Below are 16,195 nucleotides of genomic sequence, written 5' to 3' on the forward strand. Positions count from 1 at the left end.
ACCCACTTAGGTTGAAAACTGAGGGGATGAGCTGTGGGTAGGGGTGAAAGGCCAATCAAACTCCGTGATAGCTGGTTCTCCCCGAAATGCATTTAGGTGCAGCGTCGCGTGTTTCTCACCGGAGGTAGAGCTACTGGATGGTCTAGGGGGCCCACAAGCTTACCGAAATCAGCCAAACTCCGAATGCCGGTGAGTGAGAGCGCGGCAGTGAGACTGCGGGCGATAAGGTTCGTAGTCGAGAGGGAAACAGCCCAGATCGCCAGCTAAGGTCCCTAAGCGTGTACTAAGTGGAAAAGGATGTGGGGTCGCGAAGACAACCAGGAGGTTGGCTTAGAAGCAGCCACCCTTGAAAGAGTGCGTAATAGCTCACTGGTCAAGTGATCCTGCGCCGACAATGTAGCGGGGCTCAAGTACACCACCGAAGCTGCGGCATTCACACAATGCACCCCTGCGATTCTGCGGAGTCGTGGGCAGTGGTGTGGATGGGTAGGGGAGCGTCGTGTGGCCATGGAAGCGGCGGGGTGACCCAGCCGTGGAGGCCACACGAGTGAGAATGCAGGCATGAGTAGCGAAAGACGAGTGAGAAACTCGTCCGCCGAATGACCAAGGGTTCCTGGGCCAGGTTAATCCGCCCAGGGTGAGTCGGGACCTAAGACGAGGCCGACAGGCGTAGCCGATGGACAACGGGTTGATATTCCCGTACCCGTGTGAACGCGCCCCTGGTGAATCAGTGATACTAACCATCCTGAAGCGTCCTTACGTCCCTTCGGGGGCCCTGGACGTGGATGCATGGGACCTGATCTGGTAGTAGCCAAGCGATGGGGTGACGCAGGAAGGTAGCTGAGCCAGTCAGTGGTAATACTGGTGTAAGCCTGTAGGGCGAATGGTAGGCAAATCCGCCATTCACACAGCCTGAGAGGTGACGCATAGCCGAATGAGGCGAATTCAGTGATCCTATGCTGCCGAGAAAAGCCTCTAGCGAGCTTTCACACGGCCCGTACCCCAAACCGACACAGGTGGTCAGGTAGAGAATACTAAGGCGATCGAGATAACTATGGTTAAGGAACTCGGCAAAATGCCCCCGTAACTTCGGGAGAAGGGGGGCCTCGTCCGGTGATCACTCTTGCAGTGTGAGCTGGGTGGGGCCGCAGAGACCAGTGAGAAGCGACTGTTTACTAAAAACACAGGTCCGTGCGAAGTCGTAAGACGATGTATACGGACTGACGCCTGCCCGGTGCTGGAAGGTTAAGAGGACCGGTTAGCTCCTCGGAGCGAAGCTGAGAATTTAAGCCCCAGTAAACGGCGGTGGTAACTATAACCATCCTAAGGTAGCGAAATTCCTTGTCGGGTAAGTTCCGACCTGCACGAATGGCGTAACGACTTCTCAGCTGTCTCAACCATAGACTCGGCGAAATTGCATTACGAGTAAAGATGCTCGTTACGCGCGGCAGGACGAAAAGACCCCGGGACCTTCACTACAGCTTGGTATTGGTGTTCGGTTCGGTTTGTGTAGGATAGGTGGGAGACTGTGAAGCGCTCACGCCAGTGAGTGTGGAGTCGTTGTTGAAATACCACTCTGATCGTATTGGACCTCTAACCTCGGACCATGATCTGGTTCAGGGACAGTGCCTGGTGGGTAGTTTAACTGGGGCGGTTGCCTCCCAAAATGTAACGGAGGCGCCCAAAGGTTCCCTCAGCCTGGTTGGCAATCAGGTGTCGAGTGCAAGTGCACAAGGGAGCTTGACTGTGAGACTGACAGGTCGAGCAGGGACGAAAGTCGGGACTAGTGATCCGGCACCGGCAAGTGGAAGCGGTGTCGCTCAACGGATAAAAGGTACCCCGGGGATAACAGGCTGATCTTCCCCAAGAGTCCATATCGACGGGATGGTTTGGCACCTCGATGTCGGCTCGTCGCATCCTGGGGCTGGAGTAGGTCCCAAGGGTTGGGCTGTTCGCCCATTAAAGCGGCACGCGAGCTGGGTTTAGAACGTCGTGAGACAGTTCGGTCTCTATCCGCCGCGCGCGTTAGAAACTTGAGGAAGGCTGTCCCTAGTACGAGAGGACCGGGACGGACGAACCTCTGGTGTGCCAGTTGTTCCACCAGGAGCACCGCTGGTTAGCTACGTTCGGAAGGGATAACCGCTGAAAGCATCTAAGCGGGAAGCCTGTTCCAAGATGAGGTTTCTCACCCCCTCGAGGGGGTAAGGCCCCCGGCAGACCACCGGGTTGATAGGCCAGAACTGGAAGTCCGGTAACGGATGCAGGTGACTGGTACTAATAGGCCGAGGACTTACCACAAAGAAGCTACGCGTCCACTGTGCGGTATCTGAAACAACACACGTTTCGGAGCAGACCACGAAGAACACCACCACCTGGGTGGTGGGATCTTCGCCGATGTTCCGTGTGACAGTTTCATAGAGTTACGGCGGCCATAGCGGAGGGGAAACGCTCGGTCCCATTCCGAACCCGGAAGCTAAGCCCTCCAGCGCCGATGGTACTGCACCCGACAGGGTGTGGGAGAGTAGGACACCGCCGAACATCCGTTACCGAAAGGGGACCCAATATACTGGGTCCCCTTTCGTGGTTTGTGTGAAAGGAATGACTGTGTCGGAGAGTGACGACGGACGTCGATCCTTCCGCGGAGGTAGTGCCTCCCGTGATAATCGGGGCGGTGCCTCCAACAGCAATCGGGGCGGAGCCTCCGGTGACAACCGTGGTGCCGTCGGTTCGGGCCGTGGCGGCTCGTCGGGCGGTCCCCGTCGCGATTCGCGCGACAACCGTGGCGGTGCCGGCGGCGATCGCCGTGGCGGCGCACCCCGTCGTGGTGGCGAGGGCGGCTTCGCGCCGCGCGGACGTGAAGGTGACCGTCCGCAGCGGCAGCAGGCTCGTCCGGACGAACCGGATCTGCCCGAGAACGTCGAGGCCGGCGAACTCGATCCCGGTGTTCGTCGCGATCTTCTGAGCTTGGACAAGACGAATGCGAACACGGTGGCGCGACACCTGGTGATGGCGGGCAAACTCGTCGACGACGATCCGCGCCTTGCGCTGGCACACGCTCGGGCTGCACGTCAACGCGCCGGTCGCATCGCGGTTGTCCGCGAGGCCGCGGGTATCACGGCGTATCACGCCGGCGAATGGGCGGAGGCACTATCCGAACTGCGCGCTGCTCGTCGCATGGCGGGCGGCCCCGGACTGCTCGCGGTGATGGCGGACTGCGAACGGGGACTGGGCCGTCCCGAGCGCGCGATCGAACTGGGGCGAAGCGACGAGGCTGCCGCCCTGTCGGGCGACGAGGCCGCCGAGCTGCGCATGGTGGTCGCCGGAGCGCGCATGGACCTCGGCCAGTTCGATCAGGCCGTGGTCACGCTGCAGACTCCCGACCTCGATGCCTCGCGGACCGGTCCCGGTGCGGCTCGCCTGTTCTACGCATACGCGGACGCCCTGGTGGCGGCCGGTCGGATCGAGGACGGTCTGAAGTGGTTCCTCAATTCGGCGGCAGCGGATCTCGAGGGCGACACCGATGCGGAGGAGCGTGTGGCCGAGCTGACCGGAGACAATCAGTGATGGCTCTGCGCGACTCCTACGACGCTCTGCTACTCGATCTCGACGGCACCCTGTACCAGGGTCCGCTCGAAATCCCTGGTGCGCGAGACGCATTGGCGGTCGGGGATCAAGCGCTCTACTACGTGACCAATAACGCCAGCCGCAGACCCGGCGAGGTTGCGGAACACCTGACGGAACTGGGCTTCGCCGCGGACGAGTCGACGGTGGTGACGAGTTCGCAGACCGCGGCCAGGTTGCTCGCGGAGAACGTCGCACCCGGTTCATCGGTGCTCGTCGTCGGCACCGAAGCGCTCGCCGACGAAGTACGCCATGTCGGGCTGCTGCCCGTGCGGTCGTTCGAGGATGCGCCCATTGCGGTGGTGCAGGGACACTCTCCGACCACGGACTGGGCGATTCTCGCCGAGGCGACCCTGGCGATCCGCGCCGGTGCGATCTGGGTGGCGGCAAACCTGGACTCGACCCTGCCCACCGAGCGCGGTCTCGTGCTCGGAAACGGTTCGATGGTTGCTGCGTTGCGGACGGCGACGTCCCGCGAACCCCTCGTCGCGGGTAAACCGGCGGCGCCGCTGATGGAAGACGCGATGCGCCGAAGTGGTTGTGCGCGTCCGCTCGTCGTCGGGGACAGGCTGGACACCGACATCGAAGGTGCGTACACCGTCGGCCTCGACTCGTTGCTGGTGCTCACCGGAGTGAGTACCGCGGTCGACGTACTGCGTGCCGCCCCGGCCCAGCGTCCCACCTACCTGGCCGCCGACCTGGACGCCCTCAATCGGCCGGCCGAGGAGTCGCGCGTCGGTGAGGACAGGCGCTGGTCCGTCGAGTTCGACGGCGCCGATCTGGTAATCGAACGGGCTACCGATTCGGCGGAGCCGGTGGATTCGGCCGCGCTGCTGCGGGCCGTCGCGGTCGGCGCCTGGAAGTTCCCCGACTTCGCGCACGTCACGTCGACGACCCCCGCTGTGAGCGCGGTCGTATCCGGCTGGGGTGCCTGAAACCCGGAAAACCCGCGTTGTTCGTCACGCGATTCGCTGTATGCGTATCGGAACGCGATGGACTAGCGTTGTGCCCGATGAGCACGCCAATACCGCGCCCGGGAGCCCATCTACCTGGGCCTCCTCAGAGTGTCGACCCCGAGAAGATCCACACGGAGGTCGACGGATTGCTGTCGCGGCTCGGAGCCGTCGAACCGGATCCGGATGACGAGCACGGCGTCGGGGTCATCCCGCGCAAGGCCCATCTTCTCGAGAAGGCGCACGACGTGCTGGTGGAGGCCCTGGCCACGGTGGACAAGATCTGACGTGGCCCGAAGAGCACGGGTGGATGCCGAACTCGTTCGGCGGGGACTGGCCCGGTCCCGCGAGCACGCGCAGGAACTCATCGCCTCCGGCCGAGTGCTGATTTCGGGAGCGGCAGCGACCAAACCCGCCACCGCCATCGAAGCGGGAACTCCGCTGCGCGTGGTCGAGGTCGACAACGAGGTGTCCTGGGCGTCGCGCGGGGCGCACAAACTCCTCGGTGCGCTCGAGGCGTTCGGCCCTCGCGGACTCGATGTCGAGGCCAAGCGCTGCCTCGACGCAGGCGCGTCGACGGGCGGATTCACCGACGTGCTGCTCCACCGCGGCGCGCGAGAAGTCGTCGCGGTGGACGTCGGCTACGGCCAGCTGGTGTGGCGGCTGCAATCCGACGACCGGGTCCACGTCGTGGACCGCACCAACGTGCGATCCATCGTCGCCGAGCAGATCGGCGGTCCCGTGGATCTGGTGGTCGCGGATCTGTCGTTCATCTCCCTCAAGCTCGTGCTCCCGGCGTTCGTCGCATGCGTGGCCGCGGGTGCAGATCTGATCCCGATGGTGAAACCGCAGTTCGAGGTCGGCAAGGACCACGTGGGTTCCGGGGGAGTGGTGCGCGACCCGGAACTGCGGGTCGCCGCGGTGCTGGACGTCGCGAAGACCGCGGCGTCGCTGGGGCTGCGTACCGTCGGTGCAGTGGCGAGTCCGCTGCCGGGACCATCGGGCAACGTCGAATACTTCCTGTGGCTGCGCGCGGATGTCACACCCGAGACGGATGATGTACCGGTCGAGTCGGTAGAAGAGTTGATCCGCACCGCGGTGCAGGAGGGACCACAGTGAGCGGGGGAAGCAGAGGCACCCAGCGACGCGAGCGGGAGATCCTGCTCGTGGCGCACCCGGGCCGCGCCGAGATCACGGAGACCGCGCGGCGGGTGGGCAAGATCTTCGAGCGTGCCGGTATCGGACTGCGCGTGCTCGTCGACGAGGTCGACAGCACCCGCATCGAACCGATGGACGCCATGGCGGCCGACGAATTCCTGGTCCCCGGACTGGAGGTCACCATCGTTCAGGCAGGCCCCGACGCGGCCCTCGGTTGCGAGATGGTCCTCGTCCTCGGCGGGGACGGAACATTCCTCCGGGCTGCGGAACTCGCCCAGGCGGCGTCGATTCCGGTTCTGGGCATCAACCTGGGACGGATCGGGTTCCTCGCGGAAACCGAGGCCGAGCACCTCGACGAGGCCCTCGCCCAGGTGGTGCGCCGCGAGTACCGCATCGAGCATCGGATGACGCTGGACGTGCTGGTCCGCGTGGACGACGAGATCATCGAACGAGGGTGGGCGCTCAACGAGGCGAGCATCGAGAACCGGTCGCGGCTCGGGGTTCTCGAGGTGGTTCTCGAAGTGGACGGCCGTCCCGTGTCGGCCTTCGGCTGCGACGGCGTCCTCATCTCCACGCCCACCGGTTCGACGGCGTACGCGTTCTCGGCCGGCGGCCCCGTGGTGTGGCCGGAACTCGAGGCCCTGCTGGTGGTCCCGAGCAACGCACACGCGTTGTTCGCGCGACCGCTCGTGACGAGCCCCGACTCGCTGATCGCCGTGGAGACGGTGGCAGGCAGTCACGACGGACTGGTGTTCTGCGACGGGCGCCGAACGCTGGAGCTGCCGGCAGGCGCCCGCGTCGAAGTGGTGCGCGGTAAGGAACCCGTTCGTTGGGTACGACTGGATTCGGCCCCGTTCGCGGACCGGATGGTGCGAAAGTTCGAGCTGCCCGTCACCGGGTGGCGAGGAAGGAAGCCCTAGACGTGCTGGCAGAGATCAGGATCGACAACCTCGGCGTGATCTCCGAGGCGTCGGCGCAGTTCCACGAAGGTTTGACGGTCCTCACCGGTGAGACCGGTGCGGGCAAGACGATGGTGGTGACGAGCCTCCATCTGCTCAGCGGTGCGCGGGCGGATGCGGGCCGGGTCCGCCTCGGCGCTCCCCGCGCGGTGGTCGAGGGCCGGTTCATGACGGACGAGGGCTCGGAGCACGTCGAACGTGCCGTCGCCCGGTTGCTCGAATCCACCGGTGCCGAGCGGGACGAGGACGGCACCATCATCGCGGTGCGCACCGTGGGAAGCGACGGACGGTCCCGGGCTCACCTGGGTGGGCGTAGCGTTCCGGCGGGCGTCCTGTCCGAGTTCACCGATCCGCTGCTCACCGTCCACGGGCAGAACGATCAGCTACGGCTGCTCCGCCCGGACCAGCAGTGCGCAGCCCTCGACAGGTTCGCCGACAAGACCGTCGGCCCGCTGAAGGCCCGGTACCGCAAGCACCGGGACGAGTGGGTGACCGCGCGATCCGAGCTGATCGAACGGACCGGGCGTACCCGGGAACTCGCGCAGGAGGCCGACCAGCTGACGTTCGCCCTCAACGAGATCGACGGCGTCGCTCCGACTCCCGGTGAGGACGAGTCGATCGTGTCAGAGGTACGCAGGCTCAGTGAGCTCGACTCGCTGCGGTCGGCGGCGGAGGAGGCGCACGCCGCCCTCACCGGTGGCGACGACATGGACGGCGACGCCGGAGCGGCCCCTGCGCTGGACTTGCTGTCGGAGGCGCGGGCCCGCATCGAATCGGCCACCGACCCCGAACTGGACGGGCTCGCCCCGCGCCTCGCCGAGGCGATTGCCGTGGTCACCGATGTCTCGGCCGACCTGACCACGTATCTCGCCGGGCTTCCGGCGGATCCGGGTGCGCTCGACTCGCTGTTGTCGCGGCAGGCGGAATTGAAGAATCTCACCCGCAAGTACGCCGCCGATGTCGACGGCGTACTGGAATGGGCAGACACCGCCCGCGCGAGGCTCGAGAAGATCGACGTGTCCTCCGACGCGTTGGCGGCCCTGACGAAGCAGGTGGAGGAATCGGCTGCGTCCACCGCCGAGGCCGCATCGAAACTGACCGCGGCCCGCGTCAAGGCGGCGGCCAAGCTCGCCAAGGCCGTCAGTGCCGAACTCGCGGGCCTGGCGATGGGACGGGCCGCTCTCGAGGTGACGGTCCGACCGCGGATCGCCGGCCCGCAGGACACGGCGCCGCTCGTCGTCGATGGCACGGAGCTGCACGCGGGGTCGTCCGGCGTCGACGAGGTGGAGTTCCGGCTGTCGGCGCACAGCGGCGCGCAGTCGCTGCCGATCAGCAAGAGCGCGTCAGGTGGTGAGCTCTCGCGGGTGATGCTCGCACTCGAGGTGGTCCTCGCCGGTTCCGATTCGGGCGCGACGATGGTGTTCGACGAGGTCGACGCCGGCGTCGGCGGCCGCGCGGCGGTCGAGATCGGCCGGCGGCTGGCGCGACTCGCCCGGACCCACCAGGTCATCGTGGTCACGCACCTGCCGCAGGTCGCGGCATTCGCGGACACCCACCTGGTGGTCGACAAGGTCGACGACGCGGACGGCGTCGTCAGCAGCGGCGTGCACACGCTCACCGACGACGAACGCGTCGTGGAACTCGCCCGGATGCTGGCCGGACTCGACGACACGGAGACCGGCCGTGCCCACGCGGAGGAGCTGCTGGCCACCGCCAACGCTGAGCGCTCCGCCTGATCCGCCTGCGCGCACCCGTGGTAATGGTGTGACTGATGTGGTAGACGGTTCGGCGCGCCTCCACAGGTCGGTCGCGCTTCCGGTCCATCATCGAATCCATGAAGATGCCGGCACTGCTGTCACGTAACACCGAAACTTTGCCTGGGGTCAGCGGCATCGCCAGGGTGGATCGCAACACGGCCAAGTTGCTGCGACGCGTCGGACCCGGCGACATCGTCGTTCTCGACGAGCTCGACCTCGATCGCGGAACCGCGGACGCCCTGGTGAAGGCCGGCGTCCTCGCAGTGATCAACGCTTCGCCCTCCATATCGGGGCGATACCCCAACTTGGGCCCGGAAGTGATCGTCGCCAACGGAATCCTCCTCGTGGATTCGGCGGGCACCGAGATCTTCAAGAGCATCAAGGACGGCAGCAAGGTCCGGGTGAACGGGGGCGGTGTCTACACCGGCGAGCGGCGCATCGCCAAGGGTGACGAGCAGACCGAGGCGGAGATCTCCGACCGGATGATCGAGGCGAAGACCGGTCTGGTCGACCACCTCGAGGCGTTCTCCGGCAACACCATCGAGTTCATCCGCACCGAGAGTCCCCTTCTGATCGACGGTGTCGGAGTGCCCGACGTGGACGTCGACATGAAGGAACGGCACGTCGTGATCGTGTCCGACGGTCCCGACCACGTGTCCGACCTCAAGAACCTCAAACCGTTCATCAAGGAGTACTCGCCGATCCTCATCGGTGTCGGGGCGGGCGCCGACGTCCTGAAGTCGGCGGGATACCGTCCCGATCTCATCGTCGGCGACCCCGAGGACATCACCAGCGCGACTTTGAAGTCGGGTGCCGAAGTGGTTCTCCCCGCCGACCAGGACGGTCACGCACCCGGGCTGTCGCGGATCCAGGACCTCGGGATCGGAGCGATGACGTTCCCGGCCTCGGGATCGCCGTCCGACCTGGCGTTGCTGCTGGCCGATCACCACGGTGCGTCGCTGATCGTCACGGTCGGCAGCACGGTCTCCCTCGACGAGTTCTTCGACCGCGGGCGCCGCGACAGCAACCCGTCGGCGTTCATGACCCGCCTGAAGGTGGGTCCGAAGCTGGTGGACGCCAAGGCCGTGGCGACGCTGTACCGGAGCCGGGTGTCGGGCGGCGCGATCGCGCTGCTCGTGCTCGCCGCGCTGATCGCGGTGATCGTGGCTCTGGTCGTGTCCAACGTGGGCGGTGAGGCACTCGACTGGGCCGTGGCAACCTGGAACAGCTTTGCGTTGTGGGTTCAGGGGTTCTTCAAGTGATTTCTCTGCGTCAACATGCCATTTCCATAGCGGCGATCTTTCTGGCTCTGGCGATCGGCGTGGTCATGGGGTCCGGCCTGCTGTCGAGTGGTCTCGTCTCGGGACTGCGCGACGACAAGGCGGACCTGCAGACCGACGTGGAGAAGGCGAACGAACGCAACAACCAACTGACCGAACAGTTGAACTCGGCGGACGGCTTCGACTCCGCCGTGGGTGGCAGGGTGGTCGCCGATTCGCTCGCGCAACGCACGGTGATGGTCGTGACGACACCCGACGCCGACCCTGCGGACCTCGACGGTGTGACCCGCATGATCGCCCAGGCGGGTGGATCGGTGACCGGCCGGGTGTCGTTGACCGATTCGTTCGTGGACGCCACCGGCGGCGACCGGTTGCGAACAGTCGTCAACAACGTGATCCCCGCGGGGGTCACGCTGAAAACGGGCGCCGTCGATCAAGGCAGCCTCGCGGGGGATCTGCTGGGTTCCGTCCTCATGCTCGGCAAGGAGAGCGGTCAGCCGCAGAGTTCCGCACAGGAGATGGCGCTCGCTCTCGAGACCCTCCGCGGAGCGGGTTTCGTCAGTTACGACGACGGAGCGGTCCGACCCGCTCAGCTCGCGGTGGTGCTCACCGGCGACCGTGACGCGGAGGACGGTGTCAGCGGCAACCGTGGTGCGGTGGTGGCCCGGTTCGCGGGCGCGCTGGATTCACGCGGCGCCGGGGCGGTACTGGCCGGGCGTCCGGCCTCGGCACAAGGCAACGGTGCGGTGGCGGTTGCTCGGGCCGACGCGGCCCTCTCGGCGGCGCTCACCACGATCGACAACATCGACCGGGAGGCGGGCAAGATCACGGTGCCGCTCGCGCTCCAGGAGCAACTGGGCGGCGGCGCCGGCCGGTACGGCACCGGACCCGGCACGACCGGAGTCACCGTGGGAGCGACACCGGCGTAGCGCCGGTCACATCGGGCCCGGCAATCGCGGCGCGTTGTTTCCGGGACGTCCATTGAGGTGTTACCGTGAAGTCCCGTGGGTCGGCAGGCCCCAGCATTGCTCGAACAGACCAAGCCCTGCACAGTCGTCACGGGAGCCCCTTTGCCACAGTCACGCACTCATTCGCGTACCGCTACCAAGCACATCTTCGTGAGCGGCGGCGTCGCCTCCTCACTCGGCAAGGGCCTCACAGCCTCGAGCCTCGGGCAATTGCTGACCGCGCGGGGAATGCGCGTGACCATGCAGAAGCTGGATCCGTATCTCAACGTCGATCCGGGCACGATGAACCCCTTCCAGCACGGTGAAGTGTTCGTCACCGAGGACGGCGCCGAGACCGACCTCGATGTCGGCCACTACGAGCGGTTCCTCGACCGCGACCTGTCGGGGCAGGCGAATGTGACCACCGGCCAGGTGTATTCGACCGTCATCGCCAAGGAGCGCCGCGGCGAATACCTGGGCGACACCGTCCAGGTCATTCCGCACATCACCGACGAGATCAAGAGCCGCATCCTGGCGATGAGCGGCCCGGATCTGCAGGGACACCGGCCCGACGTCGTCATCACGGAGATCGGCGGCACCGTCGGCGACATCGAATCGCAGCCGTTCCTCGAGGCGGCCCGTCAGGTGCGTCACGACGTCGGTCGCGACAACGTGTTCTTCCTCCACGTCTCGTTGGTCCCGTACCTGGCGCCGTCGGGCGAGCTCAAGACGAAGCCCACTCAGCATTCGGTTGCCGCGCTGCGGAACATCGGTATCCAGCCGGATGCTCTGATCCTGCGCTGCGACCGCGAGGTCCCACCGGGGCTGAAGAACAAGATCGCGCTCATGTGCGACGTCGACGTCGACGGTTGTATCTCGACCCCCGACGCCCCCTCGATCTACGACATCCCGAAGGTGCTGCACAGCGAGGGACTCGACGCGTACGTCGTGCGTCAGCTGGGTCTTCCGTTCCGCGACGTGGACTGGACCGTGTGGGGAAACCTGCTCGAGCGCGTCCACCAGCCCCGCGAGACGGTTCGGATCGCCCTGGTCGGGAAGTACGTCGACCTGCCGGACGCCTACCTGTCCGTCACCGAGGCGCTGCGCGCCGGCGGATTCGCGAACCGATCGAAGGTCGAGATCTCCTGGGTGCCGTCGGATGCGTGCGAGACGGAGGCGGGAGCGCAGGCCGCACTCGGCGACGTCGACGGCGTGCTGATTCCCGGTGGCTTCGGCATCCGCGGTATCGAGGGCAAGCTGGGCGCGATCCGGTATGCCCGCCACCGGAAGATCCCGCTGCTCGGATTGTGCCTCGGACTCCAGTGCGTCGTGATCGAGGCCGCGCGCAGCGTGGGTCTCGACGACGCCAACTCCGCCGAGTTCGAGCCCGAGACCACGCACCCCGTGATCTCCACGATGGCCGACCAGGAAGACGTCATCGCCGGTGAGGCCGACCTCGGCGGCACGATGCGCCTCGGCGCCTACCCGGCCGTCCTGACGAAGGGCTCCGTCGTCGCCAGGGCATACGGCAGCGAAGAGGTGTCGGAACGGCACCGTCACCGCTACGAGGTCAACAACGCGTACCGGGACCGGATCGCCAAGAGCGGACTCCGGTTCAGCGGCACCTCTCCCGACGGTCACCTCGTCGAGTTCGTCGAGTACCCGGCCGACCAGCACCCGTTCTTCGTCGCGACGCAGGCACACCCCGAGCTGAAGAGCCGTCCGACGCGTCCGCACCCGCTGTTCGCGGCGTTCGTCGACGCTGCTCTCAAGCACAAGCTCGAAGAGCGACTGCCCGTCGACGTGCACGGTGAGGAGCGTGGCGTCGCCGCGGACGACGACGTCGCCGAGTCCGTCGACCGCGACGAGGTCGCGTCGGTCGACAGCGCCGGATAGAAGCGAACCGAATCATGACCGACGCCGGTAGGCACGAATTCACGACGCTCGATTCACGCACCGTCTACAGCGGCGCCATTCTGGCTCTGCGGGTCGATCACGTCGCGATGCCCGACGGCCGGACGGCGGAACGTGAGGTCGTCGAGCACCACGGGGCAGTCGCCGTCGTGGTGCTCGACGACGAGGACCGCGTCGTCCTCATCCACCAGTACCGGCATCCGGTGGGACGCCGGCTGTGGGAGATCCCGGCAGGTCTGCTCGACGAACCGGGGGAGGACCCCGTCGACGCCGCCGGACGCGAACTGGCGGAGGAGACCGGGCTCGGGGCCCGCCGCTGGTCCGTCCTCGTGGATGTCGTTCTGTCACCCGGGTTCACGGACGAATCCGTGCGGGTGTTCCTCGCCCGGGATCTGTACGAAGTGGACCGGCCCGACCCCGAAAATGAGGAAGCGGACCTCGAGATCGAGCGGATTCCGCTCGACGACGTGGTGTCGATGGTGTCGAACGGGACCATCGTCAACGCCACGGCCGTGTCCGGGGTGATGGCCCTCGCCGCCGCCCGGTCCCGCGCCGGCGGTCTGGGCGAACTCCGCGACGTGACCGCACCGTGGGTCGATCGCCCCGAGAGGTTCGGTGAGAGGAAACGATCACGCGCCGCCGGGGACGAAACCGCGCGAGCATGACGTGGTGATGACACGGCAGGTGGATTCATACCTCGACCACATGGCCGTCGAACGGGGAGCCGCCCGCAACACCCTCGGTTCCTACCGCCGCGACCTCGAGCGGTACACGCAGTTCCTCGCGGACCGGGGTGTCACCGCACACGCTCCGGCACTCGTTCGCGACCCATCTGCTGGACGGCGGCGCCGACGTTCGGATGGTCCAAGAGCTGCTGGGGCACGCTTCGGTGACGACCACTCAGATATACACGCTGGTCACAGTGGGTGCGCTGCGCGAAGTGTGGGCCGGCGCGCACCCCCGGGCGCGCTGACCGAATGCGTGTCGAGGGGAAATTTCACGGTACGAAGCGGTAGCGTTCGTATAACGATGTGAGATCGGCAGCGACCAGCGAGAGAACAGGGGATCATCGGACCGTGGTGACACCGCAGCCGCCAGCGGCGGAGTCTGAGCACTCGCAATCGGAGGGCGACATGTTCGACGCGCGGCAGACCGGTACCGCAGCCTTGTTCGAGGAGGACGACGCTGTGGTCGATCAGGGTGCGCTCGGGCCCACGGGGCGCCCGACACGCGAAGTGCCGGAACCGGCCCCGCTGCCTACTCACGGCCCCGCCAGGATCGTCGCGATGTGCAACCAGAAGGGCGGCGTCGGCAAGACGACCTCGACCATCAACCTGGGTGCTTCCCTCGCCGAGTACGGTCGGCGCGTCCTGCTGGTCGACCTCGATCCGCAGGGGGCACTGTCCGCGGGTCTCGGGGTGGCGCATCACGACCTCGAACTGACCGTCCACAACCTGCTCGTCGAACCCCGCGTCTCGATCGACGACGTCCTGATGCGCACGAGGGTCGAGGGCCTCGACCTTCTGCCCAGCAACATCGACCTGTCGGCGGCGGAGATCCAGCTCGTCACCGAGGTCGGCCGGGAGCAGACGCTGGGGCGGGTGCTGCATCCCGTCCTCGACCGGTACGACTACGTCCTCATCGACTGCCAGCCCTCGCTCGGCCTGCTCACGGTCAACGCGCTGGCCTGCGCGGACTCGGTGATCATCCCGATGGAGTGCGAGTACTTCAGCCTGCGTGGGCTGGCGTTGCTCAACGACACGGTCGAGAAGGTCCACGACCGGCTCAACCCGCGCCTCGAACTCGCCGGCATCGTCGTGACGATGTTCGACGCGCGTACCCTACACGCCCGCGAGGTGATGGCCCGGGTGGTGGAGGTGTTCGGTGAACTCGTCTACGACACCGTGATCAACCGGACCGTGCGTTTCCCCGAGACCTCGGTCGCCGGGGAGCCGATCACCACGTGGGCGCCGAAGTCGACCGGCGCCGAGGCGTATCGGGCGCTGGCACGCGAAGTCATTCACCGGTCCGGCCGGTAAGTGGTGGAGACGCAAAACATTCCGGCTCCACCCCACACCGAGAATCAGCAGACCGAGAATCAGCAGACCGGGGATGACCGCACGCCGGCCAAACCCGGTTTCCGGGTCACGCTGCGGAACTTCGAGGGACCGTTCGATCTGCTCCTCACCCTCATCAACCAGCGACAGCTGGACGTGACGGAAGTGGCGCTCCATCAGGTGACGGACGACTTCATCGCCTACACCCGCACACTCGGCGCCGAGGTGGGCCTCGATCAGACCACCGAATTCCTGGTGGTCGCCGCGACTCTGCTCGATCTGAAGGCGGCTCGGCTGCTTCCCGCGGGGCAGGTGGAGGACGCGGAGGACCTGGCGCTCCTCGAGGCACGCGACCTCCTGTTCGCCCGGCTGCTGCAGTACCGCGCGTACAAACAAGTGGCGCAACTCTTCGGGGAACTGGAGGCGGCCGCGCTGCGGCGGTATCCGCGTTCGGTTGCCCTGGAGGACCACTTCACCCGGCTGCTGCCGGAAGTGCTGCTCGGCGTCGACCCGCAGCGGTTCGCGGAAATCGCCGCGACCGCGTTCACGCCCCGTCCGAAGCCGACGGTCGGACTCGACCACCTGCACGACATGCACGCGGTGTCGGTGCCCGAACAGGCGGCGCGGATGCTGGAGCTTCTCCGCGAACGGGGGGCCGGGGAGTGGGCGAGCTTCGGCGACCTGGTCTCCGAGTGCGAGGTGACCGTAGAGATCGTCGCACGGTTCCTCGCGTTGCTCGAGCTGTACCGAGAGCAGTCGGTGCTGTTCGAGCAGCCGGAGCCGCTCGGACAATTGTTGGTGACCTGGACCGGGGAGGGCACCCGCGCCCCCGTGACCGAGGAGGATTACGGATGAGTTCGGCCCCGTTCGACGAGTCGGACGACCAGGGCGCCGTCGACGCGGATCCCGAACTGTCGGATACCGAACTCGAAGCGGTTCTCGAGTCGCTGCTCCTGATCGTCGACACGCCAGCCGGGGTGGAACAGCTCGCCTCCGCGACCGGTGCCTCTGTGAATCGCATCACGGAGACACTGCACCGCATGTCGGCCGAGCTCACCGCCCGCGGGAGCGGGATGGACCTCCGATATGCCGGTGACGGTTGGCGTCTCTACACCCGCACCGCGTACGCGCCCTACGTGGAGCGGCTCCTGCTCGACGGCGCCCGGTCCAAACTGACGAGGGCGGCGTTGGAAACTCTGGCCGTGGTGGCATACCGTCAACCGTTGACTCGCGCACGGATCAGTGCGGTGCGCGGCGTCAACGTGGATGGTGTGGTGCGCACACTTCTCGCTCGTGGATTGATCGCCGAAGCCGGCGTCGATCCCGATACCAACGCCACGCAGTACTCGACGACGGAGCTCTTCCTGGAGCGGCTCGGCTTGGCGTCTCTCGCCGACCTTCCTGCCTTGGCTCCGCTGTTGCCGGACGTGGATCTGATAGATGACATCAGTGACAGCCTGGAATCTGACCCACGATTTGCGAGAATGAACAAAGCTACGGTTTCCACAGAAGAGTTGGACACCGGGCCGGACACCGAAGACTGACAGGG

At 66.1% G+C, this 16,195-nt stretch carries 13 protein-coding genes, 2 rRNA genes and 1 pseudogene (1 of these 16 cut by a window edge); all 16 read left to right on the forward strand.

Annotation, left to right across the window (positions count from 1 at the left end; all coding sequences use genetic code 11):
• Positions 1–2,298, forward strand: a 23S ribosomal RNA gene (locus H0B43_RS31870) (it extends 836 nt beyond the left edge of the window).
• A 123-nt stretch (positions 2,299–2,421) separates the two neighbouring features.
• Positions 2,422–2,538, forward strand: a 5S ribosomal RNA gene (gene rrf / locus H0B43_RS31875).
• Between the two features lie 60 nt (positions 2,539–2,598).
• The gene (locus H0B43_RS31880) at positions 2,599–3,564 is read left to right on the forward strand and encodes a M48 family metallopeptidase (RefSeq protein ID WP_185724295.1); all 966 of its coding nucleotides are present in this window, start codon (positions 2,599–2,601) and stop codon (positions 3,562–3,564) included.
• Positions 3,561–4,556 (forward strand): HAD-IIA family hydrolase, encoded by a 996-nt coding sequence (locus H0B43_RS31885; protein ID WP_185724294.1) that lies wholly within the window; start codon positions 3,561–3,563, stop codon positions 4,554–4,556. Before H0B43_RS31880 ends, H0B43_RS31885 begins: the two co-directional genes overlap by 4 nt.
• Before the next feature lie 77 nt (positions 4,557–4,633).
• Positions 4,634–4,861 carry a hypothetical protein gene (locus tag H0B43_RS31890; RefSeq protein WP_043943807.1) on the forward strand — a complete coding sequence of 76 codons (228 nt, stop codon included), beginning with the start codon at positions 4,634–4,636 and terminating at the stop codon, positions 4,859–4,861.
• Between the two features lies 1 nt (position 4,862).
• The gene (locus H0B43_RS31895) at positions 4,863–5,693 is read left to right on the forward strand and encodes a TlyA family RNA methyltransferase (RefSeq protein WP_185724293.1); all 831 of its coding nucleotides are present in this window, start codon (positions 4,863–4,865) and stop codon (positions 5,691–5,693) included.
• A complete protein-coding gene (locus H0B43_RS31900) occupies positions 5,690–6,652 on the forward strand; it encodes an NAD kinase (RefSeq protein WP_185724292.1) in 963 nt (320 codons plus the stop codon). Before H0B43_RS31895 ends, H0B43_RS31900 begins: the two co-directional genes overlap by 4 nt.
• Positions 6,653–6,654: 2 nt before the next feature.
• The gene (gene recN / locus H0B43_RS31905; RefSeq protein WP_185724291.1) at positions 6,655–8,427 is read left to right on the forward strand and encodes a DNA repair protein RecN; all 1,773 of its coding nucleotides are present in this window, start codon (positions 6,655–6,657) and stop codon (positions 8,425–8,427) included.
• A 98-nt stretch (positions 8,428–8,525) separates the two neighbouring features.
• Positions 8,526–9,710, forward strand: a complete 1,185-nt coding sequence (gene steA / locus H0B43_RS31910) for a putative cytokinetic ring protein SteA (protein WP_185724290.1) — start codon at positions 8,526–8,528, stop codon at positions 9,708–9,710.
• On the forward strand, positions 9,707–10,657 hold the full coding sequence (locus tag H0B43_RS31915) for a copper transporter (protein ID WP_185724289.1): 951 nt from the start codon (positions 9,707–9,709) through the stop codon (positions 10,655–10,657). The genes steA and H0B43_RS31915 overlap by 4 nt, the downstream gene beginning before the upstream one ends.
• Before the next feature lie 141 nt (positions 10,658–10,798).
• Complete coding sequence (locus H0B43_RS31920) at positions 10,799–12,571, forward strand: CTP synthase (protein ID WP_185724288.1); 1,773 nt, start codon at positions 10,799–10,801, stop codon at positions 12,569–12,571.
• A gap of 14 nt (positions 12,572–12,585) precedes the next feature.
• Positions 12,586–13,254 carry an NUDIX hydrolase gene (locus tag H0B43_RS31925; protein WP_185724287.1) on the forward strand — a complete coding sequence of 223 codons (669 nt, stop codon included), beginning with the start codon at positions 12,586–12,588 and terminating at the stop codon, positions 13,252–13,254.
• 98 nt (positions 13,255–13,352) lie between these two features.
• Positions 13,353–13,562, forward strand: a pseudogene (locus H0B43_RS31935) (tyrosine-type recombinase/integrase); the annotation flags it as partial.
• Positions 13,563–13,620: 58 nt separating this feature from the next.
• Positions 13,621–14,628 carry a ParA family protein gene (locus tag H0B43_RS31940; protein WP_185724286.1) on the forward strand — a complete coding sequence of 336 codons (1,008 nt, stop codon included), beginning with the start codon at positions 13,621–13,623 and terminating at the stop codon, positions 14,626–14,628.
• Positions 14,629–15,501 carry a ScpA family protein gene (locus tag H0B43_RS31945; RefSeq protein ID WP_185724285.1) on the forward strand — a complete coding sequence of 291 codons (873 nt, stop codon included), beginning with the start codon at positions 14,629–14,631 and terminating at the stop codon, positions 15,499–15,501.
• A complete protein-coding gene (gene scpB, locus H0B43_RS31950; protein ID WP_185724284.1) occupies positions 15,498–16,190 on the forward strand; it encodes an SMC-Scp complex subunit ScpB in 693 nt (230 codons plus the stop codon). Before H0B43_RS31945 ends, scpB begins: the two co-directional genes overlap by 4 nt.
• Positions 16,191–16,195: the final 5 nt, after the last annotated feature.

The organism is Rhodococcus sp. 4CII, from assembly GCF_014256275.1.
In the GTDB taxonomy this organism is placed as follows: domain Bacteria; phylum Actinomycetota; class Actinomycetes; order Mycobacteriales; family Mycobacteriaceae; genus Rhodococcus_F; species Rhodococcus_F wratislaviensis_A.

Excerpts from the sequence above, each read along its gene's own strand:
- H0B43_RS31880 (WP_185724295.1), top strand. The coding sequence starts at position 2,599 with ATGACTGTGTCGGAGAGTGACGACGGACGTCGATCCTTCCGCGGAGGT.
- H0B43_RS31890 (WP_043943807.1), top strand. The coding sequence starts at position 4,634 with ATGAGCACGCCAATACCGCGCCCGGGAGCCCATCTACCTGGGCCTCCT.
- steA (WP_185724290.1), top strand. The coding sequence starts at position 8,526 with ATGAAGATGCCGGCACTGCTGTCACGTAACACCGAAACTTTGCCTGGG.
- H0B43_RS31925 (WP_185724287.1), top strand. The coding sequence starts at position 12,586 with ATGACCGACGCCGGTAGGCACGAATTCACGACGCTCGATTCACGCACC.
- scpB (WP_185724284.1), top strand. The coding sequence starts at position 15,498 with ATGAGTTCGGCCCCGTTCGACGAGTCGGACGACCAGGGCGCCGTCGAC.